The sequence below is a fragment of the Pseudomonas azadiae genome (assembly GCF_019145355.1).
GTDB classification, from domain to species: Bacteria; Pseudomonadota; Gammaproteobacteria; order Pseudomonadales; family Pseudomonadaceae; genus Aquipseudomonas; species Aquipseudomonas azadiae.
In genome coordinates, this window is record NZ_JAHSTY010000001.1 from 583446 (window position 1) to 600237 (window position 16792).

Below are 16792 nucleotides of genomic sequence, written 5' to 3' on the forward strand. Positions count from 1 at the left end.
CCACCCTGTACCCGCGCGCATGCTAGCCTGCGGGTGTGTCCTTTCGCAGCCTTATCGATGAACAAGAAAAAGCCCGTCACCATCAGCGACATCGCCAAACGCGTCGGCATGACCACCATCACCGTGTCCCGTGCGCTGAGCAAACCCGACCTGGTCAAGCCCGCCACCCTGGCCCGCATCCTCGAAGTGGCCCGCGAGCTGGATTACGTGCCCAACGCCTTCGCGCGCGGGCTCAAGCGCAGTGAAAGCCTGATCATCGGCGTGATCACCGCGTCCGTGGACAACCCGTTCTACAGCGAAATGATCAAGGCGATTTCCCGTGAGGCCAAGCAGCACGGCTACACCATCATGCTGGTGGACACCGACGAGCTGGAAGAACTGGAAAGCAAGGCGGTAGACACCCTGCTGGGCTACCGCGTGGCGGGGATCATCCTGTCGCCGGTCTCCGACGAGCCGAGCTACCAACCCGACTACCTGGAACGCCTGGGCAACGGCAAGACCCCGGTGGTACTGCTTGACCGCACGCTGCATGACAGCCCGTTCAGCCGCGTGGTGCTCGACAACTACCACAGCGGCATCCAGGCCGCGCATTACCTGTTGCGTCAGACACCCGATCTCAAGCGCCTGCTGGTGCTGACCGGGCCCGAGCACTCGCGCATCACCGTCGAGCGCCTCAAGGGCCTGCGCGAAGTGCTGGCCGAACACCCCCAGGTGCAGGTCGAAGTGCAGGCCGGCGACTACACGCTGATGCCGTCCTACCTGCATACCCTCGACTACCTCGCCGAGCACGCGGCGCCGGACGCGATCATGGGCTTCAACCAACTGATCACCCTCGGCGCGCTGCGCGCATTGCGCATGCACAACATCCCCCACGACAGCCTGACCATCTGCGGCATCGACCGCCTGCCCTTCGCCGATATCTTCGGCGTGCCCATCGCCTGCGTGGCCCATGATGCGTCGCTGGCCGGCAGCAGTGCGGTGCGCCTGTTGCTTGACCGCCTGCAAGACCCGCACAAGCCACGGGACAAGGTGGTGATCGCCGGTCGCCTGGAAAACGGCTAGCGGCTGGTGTAGCCGCCGTCGATGGGCAGGCTGACGCCGCTGATCATGCTGGCGGCGCGGCTCAGCAGGAACAGTACCGGCAAGGCGACTTCCACGGTTTCGGCAAAACGCCCCAACGGTATGGCCGCCAGCGCCGGGTCGCGCTTGGACGGCTCGGACCAGGCCATAGCCGCCATCGGCGTCAGCGTGACCGTAGGGTTGACGCTGTTGACGCGAATTCCGAAGCGCCCCCATTCGGCGCATTGCACGCGGGTGATCGCATCCAGCGCCGCCTTGGACGCGCAGTAACCGAGGTGATCGTCCAGCGCCACCAGCGCGGCCTGGCTGGAGACGTTGACGATGCTGCCGGCGATCTGTGCCTTGATCATCTTGGTCGCCACTCGACTGGCGACTTGCGCGGCGGCGCGGGCGTTGACGTTCATCACCTGGTCGAACGCCTCGGCGCTGATCGCCGCCGCCGGCTCCAGCCGCGAAATGCCGGCGCAATTGACCAGGCCGTGCAACGGCGGCAGATCTTGCAGGGCTGTGTCGAGGGCGGCGCTGTCGGCGATGTCCAGGCACAGGGTATGGCAACCGAGCCGGGCCAGGGCCTGCGCGTCGCGGCCAAGGGCAAAGACCTCGGCGCCGCTGGCAATCAACTGCAGGGCGATTTCGCGGCCAATGCCGCTGCTGGCGCCGGTGACGAGGATGCGGTGGTGGGTGAAGTCAAAGGTTGCGTTCATGAATAGATATCTCAAAAACAATGAAGATCCAATGTGGGAGCTGGCTTGCCTGCGATAGCGGTGGTTCAGCCAGCACATTTGCGACTGATACACCGCTATCGCAGGCAAGCCAGCTCCCACATTTTTCAGACCGTGGTGAATCAGTGGGTTTGCAGGTTGTGCATGATCGGTTTCAAGGCGGGATACAGTTTCAGGTACTCGGCAAACGCCAGGTCATACGCCTCGACATGTTCCGCCTTCGGCTCAGCCCTCAACGCCAGCTGCACCCAGCCCTTCTCCATCGCGCCATCACTCACCAACCCCACCGTATGCGCCGCCAACAACGCCGCCCCCAACGCCGCCTCCACCTCCTGGACAATCGTGTACACCGGGTACCGCGTCACGTCCGCAATGATCTGCATCCACAGGTCCGAATGGCTCGCGCCGCCCACCACGATCAAACGCGGGTCCAGCGCGCCGCGGGTGCCGGCTTCGATGTTATGCCGCAGGGCAAAACTGACCCCTTCAAGCACGGCGCGGTACAGGTGAATACGGCTGTGATACAGGTTCAGCCCGACAAAACTGCCACTGGCGCGGTCATCCCACACCGGGCTGCGTTCGCCCATCAGGTACGGCAGGAACAGCAAGCCTTCGCTGCCCGCCGGGACGTTCATCGCGCTCTGTTCCAGCAGCACCAGGCTGTCCTGGCCGGATGCCTTGGCCTGTTGCTCCTCGGCCTGGCAGAACTGCTCGCGAAACCAGCTGACCGAAGCGCCGGCCGTGATCGCGCCGCCGAAGATGTACAGGTCGCGGTGGCCGTTGTAGACATGGGGCATGCTGACCAAGCCGTGATGGGCGTCCACTTGTTGGTTCAGGTAGCCCCAACACATGCTGGTGCCGATCATCGCCACATGGTTACCCGGCTGCGTAACGCCCGCCGCCAACGTGGCCATGGCCGCATCGACGCCGCCGGCCAGGATCGGCGTGCCGGCCTGCAGGCCCAGACGCAATGCCCAGTCTTGCAACAAGCCACCGACCACTTCACCGGAATACACCAGGCGTTCAGGCATCATCGCCTGCGGTATGCCCAGTGCATCGAGCATCTCGCCGGACCAGCCGCGCGCCTTCACGTCGTAGACACCGCCGATATTGCCGGCACTGCTATGGTCCACCGCGAGCTCACCCGTGAGGCACCAGTTGATATAACTGTTGGGCGGCAGCAGGTAACGGGTGTGCGCCCACACCTGCGGCTGGTGCTGTTTGAGCCAGAGCATCTTGGTAAACCCGTAGTAGCTGTCCACCGAGTTGCCGGTGACCTCGAACAAGCGTTCAAGGTCCACCTGCTCGCGCACCCAGGCCACCTGTTCGCCGGCGCGGCGGTCCATCCAGATCAGGCACGGGTGCAGCGGTGTCATCTGCGCATCCACCGCAATCCCCGAGCCGCCATACAGGCTGCTGATGCACAGCGCCTTGACCTGGTGCGCCGCCACGCCGGCCTTGGCCATGCACTGCGACACACAGGCCTCGACGGCGTCCAGCCAGACCTGCGGCCATTGCTCGGCCCAGCGCACTTTCGGGGTATCCACGCGATACCCCTGACTGTGCTGAGCGATGATCGCGCCTTGCGCATCGACCAGCAGCGCCTTGGTGCTCTGGGTCCCTATGTCGACACCCATCACGTAGTTCATCGTCAGGCCACCGGCTTCAACAGCACCTTGATCGACTTGGTCGAGTTGGCCAACTCGAACGCTTCGGCGTAATCATCCAGCGGGAAGTCATGGGTGACGATGCCTTTGGACGTCACCAAGCCGCGCTCGAACAGATCGATGGCGATCGGGTAGCAGTAAGGCCCGAGGTGGGCGCCGCGCACGTCCAGTTCCTTGCGGTCGCCGATGATCGACCAGTCGACGCTGGTCTCGGCGCCGAACACGCTGAACTCGACGAAGCGCCCGAGCTTGCGGATCAGATCCAGGCCCTGGGTCACGCCGGCCGGCACGCCGGTGGTTTCGATGTACACGTCACAACCGTAGTTGTCGGTCAGGCCGTTGATGATCGCGCGGGCATTGTCGCGCGTCGGGTTGATCACCACGTCGGCGCCGAATTTTTTCGCCAGTTCCAGGCGCTCGTCGACCATGTCGATCACCACCAGTTTCTTCGGGGTTTTCAACGCAGCGACCTGGACCATGCACAACCCGAGGGTGCCGGCACCGGCGATCACCACCACGTCGTCGAGCTGGACATCGCCGCGGTTGACCGTGTGGATCGAGCACGCCATGGGCTCCACCAGCGCCGAGTCTTCCAGCGACACCGATTCGGGAATCTTGTGCACGATGGCCGTCTTGGGAATGCGCATGTACTGCGCCATGCCGCCTTCGGCCACTTCACGCTGGAAGCCGAAGATGTTGTGCACTTCGCACATCCAGTACTTGCCGGATTTACAGAAGCGGCACTTGGCGCACGGCACGATCTGCTCGGCGATCACCTTGTCGCCCACCGCGACCTCGAAGTGCTCTGCGGCGCCCTCGCCCACTTGCTCCACATAGCCAAAAAACTCGTGCCCCGGCACCACCGGCGCCTTGACCCACGGGTTGTCGCCGCCCCAGAACATCGCCGCGCCCGAATGGCACTTGCAGTCACTGGCGCAGATGCCACAGGCGGCGATGCGGATCACCAGTTCATTGGCGCGCGCCTGGGGTTTGCCGATGCGTTCCAGGCGATAGTCTTTGGGGCCGTGGCAGACGACGGCTTGCATTTGGGTGAGCTTGTCCATGATTTCTGACCTGTCTTGAGGAGTTTATTGATGGCGCTGACGGCTGATAAAGATCGCCAGCAAAATGATCCCGCCCTTGATGACGCTCTGGACGTAGGGCGATACGCCGAGCATGTTCAGCCCGTTGTTCAACACGCCCAGCAGCATGGCGCCGAGCAACGTGCCCACAATCACCCCGCGCCCGCCGGCAATCGACGCGCCGCCCAGCACCACGGCGGCAATCGCATCCAGTTCGAACGACACGCCGGCATTCGGCTGGCCGCTCATCAGGCGTGAGGTTAATACCAGCCCGGCAATCGCCGCCGTGAGGCCGCTGATGCCGTACACCAGCAACTTGAAGCGCGCCGCCCGTACGCCGGACAAACGCACCGCTTCTTCATTGCCGCCGATGGCATAGATGTAACGGCCGATGCGCGTGTGTTGCAGCAGCACATAGGCGGCCAGGTAGGTGATCAGCATGATCAGGATCGGCACCTGGATGCCGAACAGGCTTTCGCGGCCAAAGAACGCAAACCAGTCCGGCAACCCGGAAATCGGGTAGCCGTCGGTGTACATCAGGCCCAGGCCCCGGGCGATGCCCATGGTCGCGAGGGTGACGATGATCGGCGGCATGTGCAGGTAGGCCACGAACAGGCCGTTGCCGATGCCGAAGGCCACGCCGACCAGCATCCCCACGCCAATCGCGAGGCCTGGCGGCAGGCCGGCGACCATCAAGCCGGCGGTGAGCGTGCCGGACAGCGCCATCACCGGCCCCACCGACAAATCGATGCCGCCAGTGAGAATCACGCAGGTCATGCCCACCGCGATAATTGCGTTGATCGACACCTGGCGGGCGATGTTCGACAGGTTGCTGGCGGTGAGGAAGGTGTCGCTGGCGAGGATCATCACCAGCGTCACTACCACCAGCCCCACAAACGGATAAAACGCCGGCGAACGCAGCAGCCGCGCCAGGTTCAGGCGCAACCGGCTGCTGTCGCCGGTACTAATGGACGGATTCACTTGAGCCCCCTGTTGCATGGCGCATGACCTCTTGAGGATTGACGGCGGACGCTTCCAGTACCTTAACGATGGCGCCCTTGTGAAACACCGCGACGCGGTCGCACATGCCGATGACTTCCGGCAATTCGGAAGAAATCATGATGATTGCGTAGCCCTGTTCGGTGAGGCTGCGCATCAGCGCGTAGATCTGCGCCTTGGCGCCGACGTCGATGCCACGGGTGGGTTCGTCGAACACCAGCACGTCGCAGTGGTGGTTGATCCAGCGCGCGATCACGACCTTTTGCTGGTTGCCGCCGCTGAGGTTGAACACCCGGCTTTCGCTGCTCGGGGCTTTGATCGACAGTTGCTTCATCAGGCCCTCGACGCTTGCGCATTCGCGGCTTTTGTCGATCAGGCCCGCGGCGTTCTGGTATTTGGGCAGGTTGTTCAGCGAGATATTTTCACGAATGCTGAAGTCGGTGATCAGCCCTTCGCTCTTGCGGCTTTCCGGGAGCAGGCCGATGCCGTGGGCGAGCGCTTGCGCCGGGTCGTCGAGGGTGATTTTTTCGCCGCGCAGCCACACGTCTTTGCTCACCGACGGCAACGCGCCCATCATGCCCAGGGCCAGTTCGGTGCGGCCGGAGCCGACCAATCCGGCAAAGCCGAGGATCTCGCCCTTGTGCAGTTGGAAACTGTTGCGCGGGCCATTGCGCACCAGCTGGATGTGCTTGACCTCCAGCAGCAGCGGGCCGCGTTCGGTAGTGGGCTTGGGCGGAAAGCTGCATTCCAGGCGACGCCCGACCATCATCTCGACCAGGCGGTCGATGTCGCTGTCGGCCACCTCGGTGACGCCCACGTTGCCACCGTCGCGCAACACGCTGATGCGGTCGCACACCTGGAAAATCTCCTCCAGGTGATGGGAGATAAAAATCACCGCCACGCCCTGGCGCTTGAGCTCGCGCATGATCCCGAACAGCAGCTCGGCTTCGCTGGGCGTGAGGGTTGCGGTGGGTTCATCGAGCACCAGCAGGCGCGCATCCAGGGCCAGGGCCTTGGCGATTTCGACGAACTGCTGCTCGGCCACGCTCAGGTGCTTGACCGCACATTGCAGGTTAATGCTGACGCCCAGGCGCTTGAACAAGGCCTCGGAGGCCTCAACCATTTCGCGCTTACGCAACAGGCCGAAACGGTTGCTCAACTCGTGGCCGAGGAAGATGTTTTCCACCGCCGTGAGGTAGGGAATCAGGCTGAATTCCTGGAACACAATGCCGATGCCGGCCGCAATCGCGTCGCGGTAAGTCGAAAAGTGCTGCGCCTGGCCGTCGATCAGAATCCGGCCTTCGTCCTGATGCTCGACGCCGCCGAGGACTTTCATCAGGGTGGACTTGCCCGCGCCGTTTTCGCCGAGCAAGGCATGGATCTCGCCGCGCTCGACCTGCAGGTTGATGGACTTGAGCGCTTGTACGCCCGGGTAACGCTTACAGATGTTTTCCAGCTTCAGAAGACTGCTCATGCCGCCGACCTCGTATTCAGAAGGAAACCTCAAGCCCCACGGGTTGCGTGGGACCTGGGTGACTTACCAGCTGAAATCCTTGGCCTTGGCCTGGTCGATCAGGGTGATGTCCACCGGAACCGTGGCCGGCACCTGCGCGCCCCACTTCTTGGCCAGGGCGATGCCGAGGGCGAGGCGGATCTGATCGCGCGGGTATTGCGCCGAGGTGGCGATGAACTTGCTGCCGGGCTTCTGGATCGCCTTGATCGCTTCCGGCGCGCCGTCGACGCTGACCAGTTTCACGTCCATGCCACTGGCCTCGATGGCGGACAATGCGCCGAGCGAGCCGTTGTCATTCACGCTGAAAATGCCCTTGAGGGTGGGCTGGGCCTGCAGCATGTTCTCGGTAACGGTCAGCGCCTGGTCACGTTCCTGCTTGCCGTTCTGGATGCTGACAATCTTCATGTCCGGATGCTTGGCCACCGCCTCTTTGCAACCGCGCACGCGCTCCAGGATCGGCACCACGGCGATGCCGTCGAGGATCGCGATATTGCCTTTGCCGCCGATGTTCTTGGCCAGGTATTCACAGGCCTGGAAGCCGGCGTCGAAGTTTTTCGAACCGACAAAGGAGTCCAGCGGCCCTTCCGCCTGGGCATCTACCGCCACCACCACCACACCGGCGGCGTGGGCGGATTTGACGGCCGACTGCACACCCACCGAATCGGTGGGGTTGATCAGCAGGATATCGATGCCTTTTTGCAGCATGTCTTCGACGTCACTGACCTGCTTGGACACGTCATGACGGGCGTCGGTGATGATCAATGTCGCGCCGATGGTCGCCCCGGCTTCTTCCAGGGCGTTTTTCATGGTGACGAAATAGGGGTTGTTGATTTCCTGGAAGGAGGCGCCGATGCGGATCGGCTTGGCAGCCTCGGCAAAAGCGGGAGCAGCGGTGCCGAGGGTGATGCTTACAGCCAATAAACACAGGGTTTTCGAGAGCATTTTCATGGCGTGGTTCTCTGTTTTGTTTTTATTTTTAGAGCAAATGTTATCGTTAACATTTTGTCAGAAGCTAGCAAGGAAATGAGGGCTGCGCAAGGGGCCATTGGTCAGTCTAGGTACGAAGGGAGGGGCTTGCCCCCGATGAGCATAGGTATCTACACATCTTCGTAGTGAGCGGGCTTGTCCCGCGCTGGGTGGCGAAGCCGCCCCAAACCAGGCGACCGGATTCTACCTGAAGCTCGGCGATGCCTTTATTGGGGCGGCTTCGCCACCCAGCGCGGGACAAGCCCGCTCACTACAGGGATACTTTTCAGTCGTTCAAGAAGCAAAAAGGGGACAGCCCTGCCAGGCTGCCCCCCTTTTATTTACACCGCTGATTCAATGGATGATGTTTTGGCTGCAGATATGCCCGAAGGTCACGTAAGGCACGTTGTCGCCCCCCACGCCCACACCTGGAAACTCGTCCAGCTCGATACGCCAGCCACCGAAGTTGAAGGTAGTGTCCCAGTTGTAGGAAACGCCCGTGCTGCTATCCGCGAACTGCACACGGTTTTCGCCGAAGCACTCACCCAGACCGGCGGTGGCCTTGGACGTGCCCGAACTGTCGGTGGTGGCCTTGAAGTCGGTCCAATTGAAATCGGCCCCCTCGAAGTGCTTGTCGACACGCAACACCGGCGTGACACCCAGCAGTGGTGTACCCGTGGAGTCGGACCAGTTGGTGGACCAGGTCAAGGTCCGTGCGGCCTGGGTCGCCATCCAGTATATCGATGCCGGAACCCGCACGATGTTGTCCCCCTTCACGTCCGAGGTGTTCAAACGCGGTGTGGAACCCAGGCTCAGCTGATAGGCCTTGGTCGGGTCCTGTGCCACGGCAGGATTGGCCCGCACACGCACCTTCACGGTAGTGCCCGGCGTGACGCTCGGGTAAGTCGAGGTGGAGCCGGCTGGCACGGTGACCCAGCTGGTGCCATCGAAACGGTCGAACACCCACTGCTCACGGCTGCCGCTCTCGTCGCCGGCCAGGTACATGCTCACACTTTGGCCGCGCACCGCCTTGAAGTCGAAGTAATCGACATCGTTGGCGTTGTCGAGGTTGCCAGTGACCTTGTTCATCGAGTCCGGCAGCACAAAGGCTGTCTGCGCCGTGTCGTTGGGCTCGTAGGCATCGATGTTGGCGTCTACCGCCACGCCAAAGCTGAACTGCGAGCTGCTCGCCACCTTGGCCACCATGTACCAGTAGTAATCACCGGCCGGCAACACACCGTCGAGGTATTCATCGGCACTGCCCGCGGCGTCCGATGAACCCACTACGCTGAGGTTACCCTGGCCGTCGTCCTGGAACAGCGTCAGCGACATATCGGTGCCCGCGCTCTGATTAACCAGTTGCACCTGGATCCGCGCGTTCTGCGCCAGGTTGAAGTGATAGGCGAACTCCTCACCCTGCCCTACACCGTCAATGGTGTAGAGGGTATTGATGTCCAGGGTGGGGAACAGCGGCTCGAAGGCAGCGACGGCAGCACTTTTCGGCGCGGCCTGGCTCGGTTTTTTCAGCTCGCCGATCACGGTGGTGAAAGGCGCAGTCTTGACCGTCTGGGTGACAGCCTTGGACTGGCCGGTCTGGGCCGCCTGAAGTTTTTGCTTGAGGCTGGCCGGGACCGTTGCCGCGTCCAGCTTGCCGCCGGATTTGAGCGCTTTGTCCACGGCCTGCCTGACCGCTTCTGCGCTGAGTCTTTGAGGGGTTTGCTCGGCCAGGGCAAAGGCCGAAACGAAGCAGGAGGCCGCCAGGGCCGCGCCGAGCATAAAGGCTTTTTTCGATTTCATTTTTTATCCATCCATAGTTAAAAACTGAAGGTCAGGTGACATCCGGTCACCTGGGATGGAATGTAGGATAATGCTGTACGCATGTACAGTATTTTTTGATGAAAAACACTAACCCTATGGAATGGGGATGTCGCACCACCAGCGCCACAAGGCCCAGACTGCCGTCTCGAGGACCCAAACGTAGCCGATGTAATAAGGCCACACCATCCAGCGCTTGAGTGCTAAAGGAACAGACGCCAGTTCGGCCTCAGTCACAACACCGGCTTTCAAATAGTGCTTTGAGTCGGAAAAAAATTCAGAAAGCAGCAACATGCGATACTGCCTGTCGATCCACTGATTTCGGCTCCAGAAGCGCTTATTGTCGCGGACCCTTTCGTTTTCACTGAAGTAACTTTCCACTTCGTCGAGCTTTTTATATTCAGCAAAAATCATCACCCCCAAAGAAACGAACAGCCAAACAAACCACACAATGGTGTAGACGAGAAAAAAACCCATAACTAAGTCCCATCTGGCTGGAATATCAAATCACCGTTCATCTCTAGGATCATTCCTCCTAGAAACGCGCCGCGATCGCCGGCGAAGTCGCCTCCGGTAGTCCCTCCCGCTACACCTCCAATGACTCCGCAAGCGAGTTCACCGTTTCCTTTAAGTCGAACACCTAAAATCATTTTGCATGCTCGAACAGCAGCTTTTGCGCCAATCCTACCCAGAAACGCAGCCCCTGCCACCCCACCCGCCAACCTCCCCGTCTCCACATATTTCGCCCTGCGACACTGCGCCTCCCTCCCCGTCACACACGCCTCCCTGATCTCCAACCCCGTCACGCCAACATCCAGCGCCAACCCCACATAAGTCCCCTTGCCCAACCACTTCGACGTCTGCGCAATCTCACGAATCCGCTTCGCATACCCCGCGATCTCACCCTTGTGCAAATAGCCCTTGGTCGAAATCCCCAACACCTTCTTCAACGACTCATTGCCCCGCAACCCTGTACCAAACCGTGCCGCGCCTTGCAGTTGCAAATCCAGGCGTCGGAACAGCGCCTGGCGCTGCTGGATAAATGCCGCCCGGTCCAAACCGCCGTCTTTCAACCGCTGATGCAACCGCTCGATGTCCTCCAGCGTTTGCGCCACTTCATTCAGGTGCCGCGCCCAGGACGACGTCGCGCTGCCGATGCCAATCGAACCCTTCGTCATGAAGCTTTGCAGCAAGTCGTAGTTGTCGAGCATCGCGGTGCTGGCCGCTGAACTCAGTTCCAGGTTGCGCCGAACCTCTTGCGCATGGCGCATCAACCAGGCTTCCTCAGCCGAGCAACTCACGCCGTAGGCATCGGGAATAATCACCAGCTGCCCTGGGGTCACCAACCCAGGACGCAGGTGCCGGTTCAACACATCAAAATGCTCAGACTGCTGCCTGCTGAGCGCGCGCCCCACCAAGCGAATTTTCAAACTGCTGTAGTCCGTCGTCTGGTCATTGATATAGCCCTGCGCCATGCCCCACATCCAGGATGCAATCAAGATGGCGTCGAAATATAAGCAAGCGCCTGCGCCCCGGACACAAGTCCTGGGAGGGCAAATTTACATTTGGGAAGCTGCCTACGCAGCGAAGAAATAGAGCCTACAGAAACCGCCCTAATACCCGGTCATCTCCAGGTAACCCACCCCACCCTCGAACTGCACCGGCCCTTCCCAATACGGAATACTCAGGTTCATCCAGGCGTTGGGGTTGACGGCCCGGGTGGTGATATCCAGTTGTTTGCCAGGAATTTTCAGCGACCAGCGTGTGGGAATCTTGCGACCGTCAATGTCGGTGGTTTCCAGCGGCGTCAACTGGATATCGGCGTTGCGCAGGGTTTGGGTACGGCCCTCGCGATCAATCCAGGTGCCGGTCAGGTAGGACGCCCCGTCGGTCTGGCGCACGCGGAACAGCATCACCTGCTCGCCACGGTCCAGGTGCAGGGAGAACCAATCCCAACCGGTCTGGCTGGCGGTCAGTGGTTGGCTGCTCCATTCGCGGTCGAGCCAGGCCGGGCCGGTAACTTGATAGACCTTGCCGTCGATGCTGACGCTGCCCTTGGCGTTGAAAAACGGCTGGCTGTAGTAATACGACGCCTGGCCCTGGTCGGATTTGCGGCTGTAGCCGTTGTCACCCTGCAGCACCAATGGGCGTGTGGAAGTCAGGTGCAGGTCGTAGGCGAACTGCGCGCCGCCGGCCTTGAGTTGCATGTCCGACAATGGGCTGGCGGCGCCGGGGCGGGTGGCGAACGTCCAGTCGTCGATCCAGGCGTCGAACGGTACCGCCTGGGCGCCGGCCTGGCCGACGCCACCTCGGGCAAAGCGTTCGGCCGCATAGTGGCGGGTGGCGGAAGTGACGGCCGCGTGGCCAAGCCACAGGGTTGAATCGCGCCAGCCTGCCTGCGTCGGCCCGGCCTTGAGGGCGTTGCGAAACAGCGTCCACTGCACGCCGAATAGATTGCCCTGCGCATCCTTGAGGTTGGCGGTGACGTACCACCACTCAATGCGATAACCGGCGTGAGGGCCATGGTCTTCGGGAAAGCTGAACACTTTGCCGGGCACCACCTGGACGAAGTCAGCCGCATCACTGCCCAGGCCGGCAAAGCTCTCCTCGGGGATGGGGGCCTTGTCACAGGCGCTCAGCAACAACAAAACCAACCCTGTAGGAGCGAGCTTGCTCGCGAAGCTCGTCAACGATAACGCGTCACCCCTGGCTGCACGCGGTGCCTGAAATACCTTCGCGAGCAAGCTCGCTCCTACAGTGAGCAGGGCTCGACACAGGGGGTTAATCTTCATTGGCAAACGTCCTCAACAAATCCGCCGGGCGGCTGCGGTACAACTGCCACAACGGCCAGGCCGAGGCCAGCAAGGTCGCAAGCAGCGCCAGCCCCAGCAATTGCGCGAGCTGCCAGGGGAACACCTGCAACGGCAGGCGCCAACCGAACGCCTGCACATTGATCACCGCGTCCAGGCACCACGCCAACAGCAGCCCGAGGGGCAAGGCCAGCAGCAGCGTAAGCACCGCCAGCAGCCAGGTCTGGCCCAGGTTGAGCAGCATCAATTGCCGCCGCGTAACGCCCAGCGCCCACAGCGGTGCGAGTTGGCCCAGGCGGCTCTGGCTCTGGGTCAACAGGCTGATGAACAGCGCTACGCCGGCCACGCCCAAGGTCAGGCTGTTGAGCGCGGCCGTGGCGGCGAACGTGCGTTCGAACACCTGGCTCGACCAGCCCTTGAGTTGTTGTTGATCGATGATGCGACTGTCTTCCAGGGCGAATTCACGTTGCACTTCACGTATCAACGGCGCTACATCCGGCGGTGCCACCCGCAGGTTGAAACGCGCCGGCGCCAGCCCCGGCCATTGGGCCAGCAAGTGGCGGGCATTGACCAGGATGTGGCCCTTGGGGTTGCCGTAATCGGCGTAGATGCCCACCAACGTGGGCGCCCATGCGCCCTGAGGCGTTGGGATGCTCACGGTATCACCGAGCTGCACACCAAGCCTGCGCGCCAGTTGCTCGCTGAGCATCAGCGTGTCGCCTTGCTGCAAGCGGTCCCAGGGTTCACGGCTCGCCTCGAGCAACGGCCAATGCTGGCGATAGGTCGGGTCGTCGACCACGCCAAACAGGTCCGCCGGCCAGCCCTGCAAGTGCACCGCGACCTGCCAGGTGGGCAGTACGGCCTGCACCAACGGTTGCTGGGCCAGCCAGCCGCAGAGCTGCTGCGCCTGCGCCGGGTCTTGCGGGTTGAGGTACAGCTCGGCGGTGAGCCGTTGCTCCAGCCAGTTGTTGAAGGTGTGACGAAACCCCGAGGTCATGGAGCCTGCGCCGATATTGGCGGCCAGGGCCAAGAGCAACGCCATCAGGGCCAGGCTCAAGGCCGGCAATTGCTGGCGGCAGTCTGCGAGAAACCATTGGCCGAGCACCGAACGGCTGCGCCCCAATACCGCCTTGAGCAAGCCATTGAGCACCACCGGTAAACCCAGGGCGGCGCCCAGCAACAACGTGGCCATCAGCACAAAACCGGCGGCCAGGCTGTCACCCAGCCACAGCGCCAGCACGGCGGTCAGCAACGTTGCACCGGCCACCCAACCTTGACGCCGCAACCAGCGACCGTGTGCCTCGTGCCAGGCCTGGGCGTTGGCCAGTGCCAGCAACGGCAGGCGCGCCGCCCGCCAGAGGCTGCTGGCTCCCGCCAACACGGCACCGAGCAGGCTCAAGCCGAGCCCCGCCGCCCACCACCACGGGCTCAAATTCAATTGCCCCGGTAGCTCGGCGCCATACAGGCCACGCAGGCTGGCGGCCACATCCGGCAGCAGCAGGCTGGCCAGCAGGTAGCCGCTGGCCACTCCGAGCACGCCACCCAACAGCGACAACACACCGAGTTCTACGCTGAGGCTGAGGATCAACATACGCACACTCACCCCGCAGGCCCGCAACGTACGCAACAGCGCGCGCCGTTGTTCCAGGGCCAAGCCAATGGCGGCGTGCACGATAAACAACCCCACTACAAAGGACAGGAAGCCCAGTGCATCAAGGTTAAGGTGAAAGCTCTCGGTGAGGCGCGCCAGGTTATTCTCCTCGCCCTGCAGGAGTTGCAACCCGGCGGGCGGCGTGGGCTGGCCGGCGGCGAAGGTGTTGTCCAGCAGCAGGCGCGACAGGCGCTCGGGCATGTCCAGCACGGGTTGGGCAAAACCGATGTCGGTGAGCAACAGGCCGGGCGCCATCTGCGCCTGGGCTTGCAGCGGCGGCAGCGAGTGGCCACTCAGGGTGGTCGGCTGCTGGCCCTCGTGCAGACCCAAGGCCTGCAAGGTCTGCGGCGCAATCCAGGTGCGCCCCGGCGGGTCAAAAAATGCCAGCATCTGCGCCTGGCTCAAGCGCTGCCCCGCCACCGCGCCACTGCCGGGCAACGACAGCGGGTCGATGCCCATCAATTGCAGGCGCACGTCTTCCAGGCCCTTGAGCTGCACCCGCCCCTGCACCACCGGGGACACCGGCCACCCGGCGCGGCGCAACTGGGCAAACAGCGCCTGGGGGAAACTGGCACCGTCCGGCGCGCTGAGACTGGCCTGGGGTTCACCGCCGATCAACTGGCTGGCACGGGCGTAGCTGTCGCGCGCCTGGCTGTTGAGGGCTTGCACGCCGATCAGCAGTGCGGTGGCCAGCCACAGGCCGGTGAGCACGCTGAAAAACTGCACGGGGTGCCGTCGCCAATGGCTGAGCAGCGCGCGCAAGGTCCACTGGAACACTGCCATCTCACGCGCCGCTCGCGGGGACGACACGGCCGCGGTGCAGCACCACCTGCTGGTCCAGCCGCGCGGCGATGCGCGGGCTGTGGGTGACCATCAACAGGCTGGTGGGGCTGTCGCGCAGCAGGTCCAGCAGCAATTGCAGCACCTCGTCGCTGGTGGCTTCGTCAAGGTTGCCGGTGGGCTCGTCGGCCAATAACAGGCCGGGGCGCGACGCCAGTGCGCGGCCCACGGCCACCCGTTGCTGCTGGCCGCCGGAGAGTTGCTCCGGGTAGCGCTTGAGCAGATCGCCCAGGCCCAGGCGCTCCACCAACTGCGCCTGCCATTGCCGGTCAAACCGGCCCGCCAGCCGCGCCTGGAACGCCAGGTTGTCCTCGACCCGCAAACTGCCGATCAGGTTGAACTGCTGGAACACCAGGCCGATTTGCGTACGCCGCCAATGGGCCAGTTGCGTTTCGCTGAGTGCGTCGAGGCGTTGCTCACCGACCTGGATGCTGCCGCCATCCACCCGATCCAGCCCCGCCACCAGGTGCAACAGGGTGCTCTTGCCGCTGCCCGACTCACCCATCAACGCCAGGCTGCCGCGCTCGGCCAGGTGCAGATCCACACCGGCCAACACCGCCAACGGCCCCTGGGGAGTGGCGTAGCTTTTAAACACACCGTGCACCTGCAACATGACAACACTCGCTTGATGGTGGCTATCGAGGATAACGGCTGTCGCTCAACGCCACGCAAATTTTTCACATGGATTTCACCGGCTGCCCACTCGGCCCGCTCTACATTGCCGGCCGTGGTCATTCGCCGGCAACGTCCGGCTATTACGCTTGACCACTTTCAACCGCAACCTGTTCAGCGAAAAGACAGCCCCCCTGTGCCAGCTTCCAGCTCCACTACGGGCATCCGCCAAAACGTTGCGACTCACTGACACGACACTGCCCATGGTGATGATGTGGTTAACCTTACCTTGACCAAACCGCGTTCGCGATGGGCCTTTATCAAGCGCCTGCAACGACTGTGGCTAGGGACCGCCGTGGTGGGCTTGCTGCTCGCCGGCAACCTGCTCTGGCACGCTTCGCCAACGGACTTGGGCATCGGCAAGCGCCTGCTGACATCTCACGTGCTGCCCCTGTGGCGTGACGGCGACCTGATCGTGCTGGTGCGTCATGAAGAACGCTGCGACCGCTCGGCCAACCCTTGCCTTGGACCTGTTGAAGGCCTGACCATCAACGGCAGCCAGCAGGCGCAAAACCTGGGAAATGCCTTTAGAGCACTGGGCATGGACGGTAGCGACGTACTCGCCAGCCCGGCCATCCGCACCGCCCAGACCTTGCGTTTCATGTTCGGCAAAAACGAGCTGACCTCCGGCCAGCAAGCCGTCTGTGGCGCGGCCATGGGCGAAGAACTGCTGAGCCACAAAACCCCGGGGCGCAACCTGGTTTTCGTCACGCACAGCGGCTGCATTGCCGACTTCGAAAGCACCCTGGGCTTTCCCCACGCCACGTTCCCCCAGTACGGCAGCGCCTTGTTCGTGCAGGTGTTGCCCAACGGCACGTTCAAGCCGTTGGGTATCGTCAACAACCCGGACTGGCCGGCCGCACTGAAGCATCTCTAGCCACTCTCCCGCCTGCCTGTTCAGTAAAAAGACAGCGCTGTTCTGGCATGTTTAGCTGCGTCTTTTAATCAAGGACGTCATGAATTCCTTCCGCAACC

At 62.5% G+C, this 16792-nt stretch carries 14 protein-coding genes; 2 read left to right on the forward strand and 12 right to left on the reverse strand.

The features are described from left to right. Nucleotides 1-57 precede the first annotated feature (57 nt). Nucleotides 58-1062 (forward strand): LacI family DNA-binding transcriptional regulator, encoded by a 1005-nt coding sequence (locus tag KVG91_RS02590; protein ID WP_076950922.1) that lies wholly within the window; start codon nt 58-60, stop codon nt 1060-1062. On the opposite strand, the gene KVG91_RS02595 is transcribed toward KVG91_RS02590, so the two are convergent. The 12 genes from KVG91_RS02595 to KVG91_RS02650 form a co-directional block, all read right to left on the reverse strand. Beyond that, a complete protein-coding gene (locus KVG91_RS02595) occupies nt 1059-1784 on the reverse strand; it encodes an SDR family oxidoreductase (protein WP_169374361.1) in 726 nt (241 codons plus the stop codon). The two genes, KVG91_RS02590 and KVG91_RS02595, sit on opposite strands and share 4 nt — an antisense overlap. Before the next feature lie 140 nt (nt 1785-1924). Continuing rightward, complete coding sequence (locus tag KVG91_RS02600) at nt 1925-3451, reverse strand: FGGY-family carbohydrate kinase (RefSeq protein WP_169374360.1); 1527 nt, start codon at nt 3449-3451, stop codon at nt 1925-1927. Nucleotides 3452-3453: 2 nt separating this feature from the next. Continuing rightward, nucleotides 3454-4533, reverse strand: a complete 1080-nt coding sequence (locus KVG91_RS02605; protein WP_169374359.1) for an alcohol dehydrogenase catalytic domain-containing protein — start codon at nt 4531-4533, stop codon at nt 3454-3456. A gap of 24 nt (nt 4534-4557) precedes the next feature. After that, nucleotides 4558-5550, reverse strand: a complete 993-nt coding sequence (locus KVG91_RS02610) for an ABC transporter permease (protein ID WP_169374358.1) — start codon at nt 5548-5550, stop codon at nt 4558-4560. Next, entirely contained in the window at nt 5516-7024 is a 1509-nt protein-coding gene (locus KVG91_RS02615) for a sugar ABC transporter ATP-binding protein (RefSeq protein ID WP_169374357.1), read from the reverse strand. The genes KVG91_RS02610 and KVG91_RS02615 overlap by 35 nt, the downstream gene beginning before the upstream one ends. Before the next feature lie 63 nt (nt 7025-7087). After that, nucleotides 7088-8011, reverse strand: a complete 924-nt coding sequence (locus tag KVG91_RS02620; RefSeq protein ID WP_169374356.1) for a substrate-binding domain-containing protein — start codon at nt 8009-8011, stop codon at nt 7088-7090. Nucleotides 8012-8383: 372 nt separating this feature from the next. Continuing rightward, entirely contained in the window at nt 8384-9826 is a 1443-nt protein-coding gene (locus tag KVG91_RS02625; RefSeq protein WP_169375540.1) for a hypothetical protein, read from the reverse strand. Between the two features lie 114 nt (nt 9827-9940). Further along, nucleotides 9941-10321 carry a hypothetical protein gene (locus tag KVG91_RS02630; protein WP_169375539.1) on the reverse strand — a complete coding sequence of 127 codons (381 nt, stop codon included), beginning with the start codon at nt 10319-10321 and terminating at the stop codon, nt 9941-9943. Between the two features lie 2 nt (nt 10322-10323). Continuing rightward, complete coding sequence (locus KVG91_RS02635) at nt 10324-11319, reverse strand: hypothetical protein (RefSeq protein ID WP_169375543.1); 996 nt, start codon at nt 11317-11319, stop codon at nt 10324-10326. A gap of 138 nt (nt 11320-11457) precedes the next feature. Beyond that, complete coding sequence (locus tag KVG91_RS02640) at nt 11458-12492, reverse strand: lipocalin-like domain-containing protein (RefSeq protein WP_225926940.1); 1035 nt, start codon at nt 12490-12492, stop codon at nt 11458-11460. 133 nt (nt 12493-12625) lie between these two features. After that, nucleotides 12626-15088: an FtsX-like permease family protein gene (locus tag KVG91_RS02645; protein ID WP_169375538.1), complete on the reverse strand. Its 2463-nt coding sequence runs from the start codon at nt 15086-15088 to the stop codon at nt 12626-12628. Between the two features lies 1 nt (nt 15089). After that, nucleotides 15090-15758, reverse strand: coding sequence for an ABC transporter ATP-binding protein (locus KVG91_RS02650; protein ID WP_169375537.1), 669 nt, complete (start codon nt 15756-15758; stop codon nt 15090-15092). A 273-nt stretch (nt 15759-16031) separates the two neighbouring features. Here KVG91_RS02650 and pmrG point away from each other — a divergent pair, with 273 nt between their 5' ends. Further along, nucleotides 16032-16694, forward strand: coding sequence for a lipopolysaccharide core heptose(II)-phosphate phosphatase PmrG (pmrG, locus tag KVG91_RS02655; protein WP_169375536.1), 663 nt, complete (start codon nt 16032-16034; stop codon nt 16692-16694). Nucleotides 16695-16792 lie beyond the last annotated feature (98 nt).

What these genes read in the sequence shown, in the direction of transcription:
- KVG91_RS02590 (WP_076950922.1), top strand. Translation starts at nt 58, where the DNA reads ATGAACAAGAAAAAGCCCGTCACCATCAGCGACATCGCCAAACGCGTC.
- KVG91_RS02595 (WP_169374361.1), bottom strand. Translation starts at nt 1,784, where the DNA reads ATGAACGCAACCTTTGACTTCACCCACCACCGCATCCTCGTCACCGGC.
- KVG91_RS02600 (WP_169374360.1), bottom strand. Translation starts at nt 3,451, where the DNA reads ATGAACTACGTGATGGGTGTCGACATAGGGACCCAGAGCACCAAGGCG.
- KVG91_RS02605 (WP_169374359.1), bottom strand. Translation starts at nt 4,533, where the DNA reads ATGGACAAGCTCACCCAAATGCAAGCCGTCGTCTGCCACGGCCCCAAA.
- KVG91_RS02610 (WP_169374358.1), bottom strand. Translation starts at nt 5,550, where the DNA reads ATGCAACAGGGGGCTCAAGTGAATCCGTCCATTAGTACCGGCGACAGC.
- KVG91_RS02615 (WP_169374357.1), bottom strand. Translation starts at nt 7,024, where the DNA reads ATGAGCAGTCTTCTGAAGCTGGAAAACATCTGTAAGCGTTACCCGGGC.
- KVG91_RS02620 (WP_169374356.1), bottom strand. Translation starts at nt 8,011, where the DNA reads ATGAAAATGCTCTCGAAAACCCTGTGTTTATTGGCTGTAAGCATCACC.
- KVG91_RS02625 (WP_169375540.1), bottom strand. Translation starts at nt 9,826, where the DNA reads ATGAAATCGAAAAAAGCCTTTATGCTCGGCGCGGCCCTGGCGGCCTCC.
- KVG91_RS02630 (WP_169375539.1), bottom strand. Translation starts at nt 10,321, where the DNA reads ATGGGTTTTTTTCTCGTCTACACCATTGTGTGGTTTGTTTGGCTGTTC.
- KVG91_RS02635 (WP_169375543.1), bottom strand. Translation starts at nt 11,319, where the DNA reads ATGGCGCAGGGCTATATCAATGACCAGACGACGGACTACAGCAGTTTG.
- KVG91_RS02645 (WP_169375538.1), bottom strand. Translation starts at nt 15,088, where the DNA reads ATGGCAGTGTTCCAGTGGACCTTGCGCGCGCTGCTCAGCCATTGGCGA.
- KVG91_RS02650 (WP_169375537.1), bottom strand. Translation starts at nt 15,758, where the DNA reads ATGTTGCAGGTGCACGGTGTGTTTAAAAGCTACGCCACTCCCCAGGGG.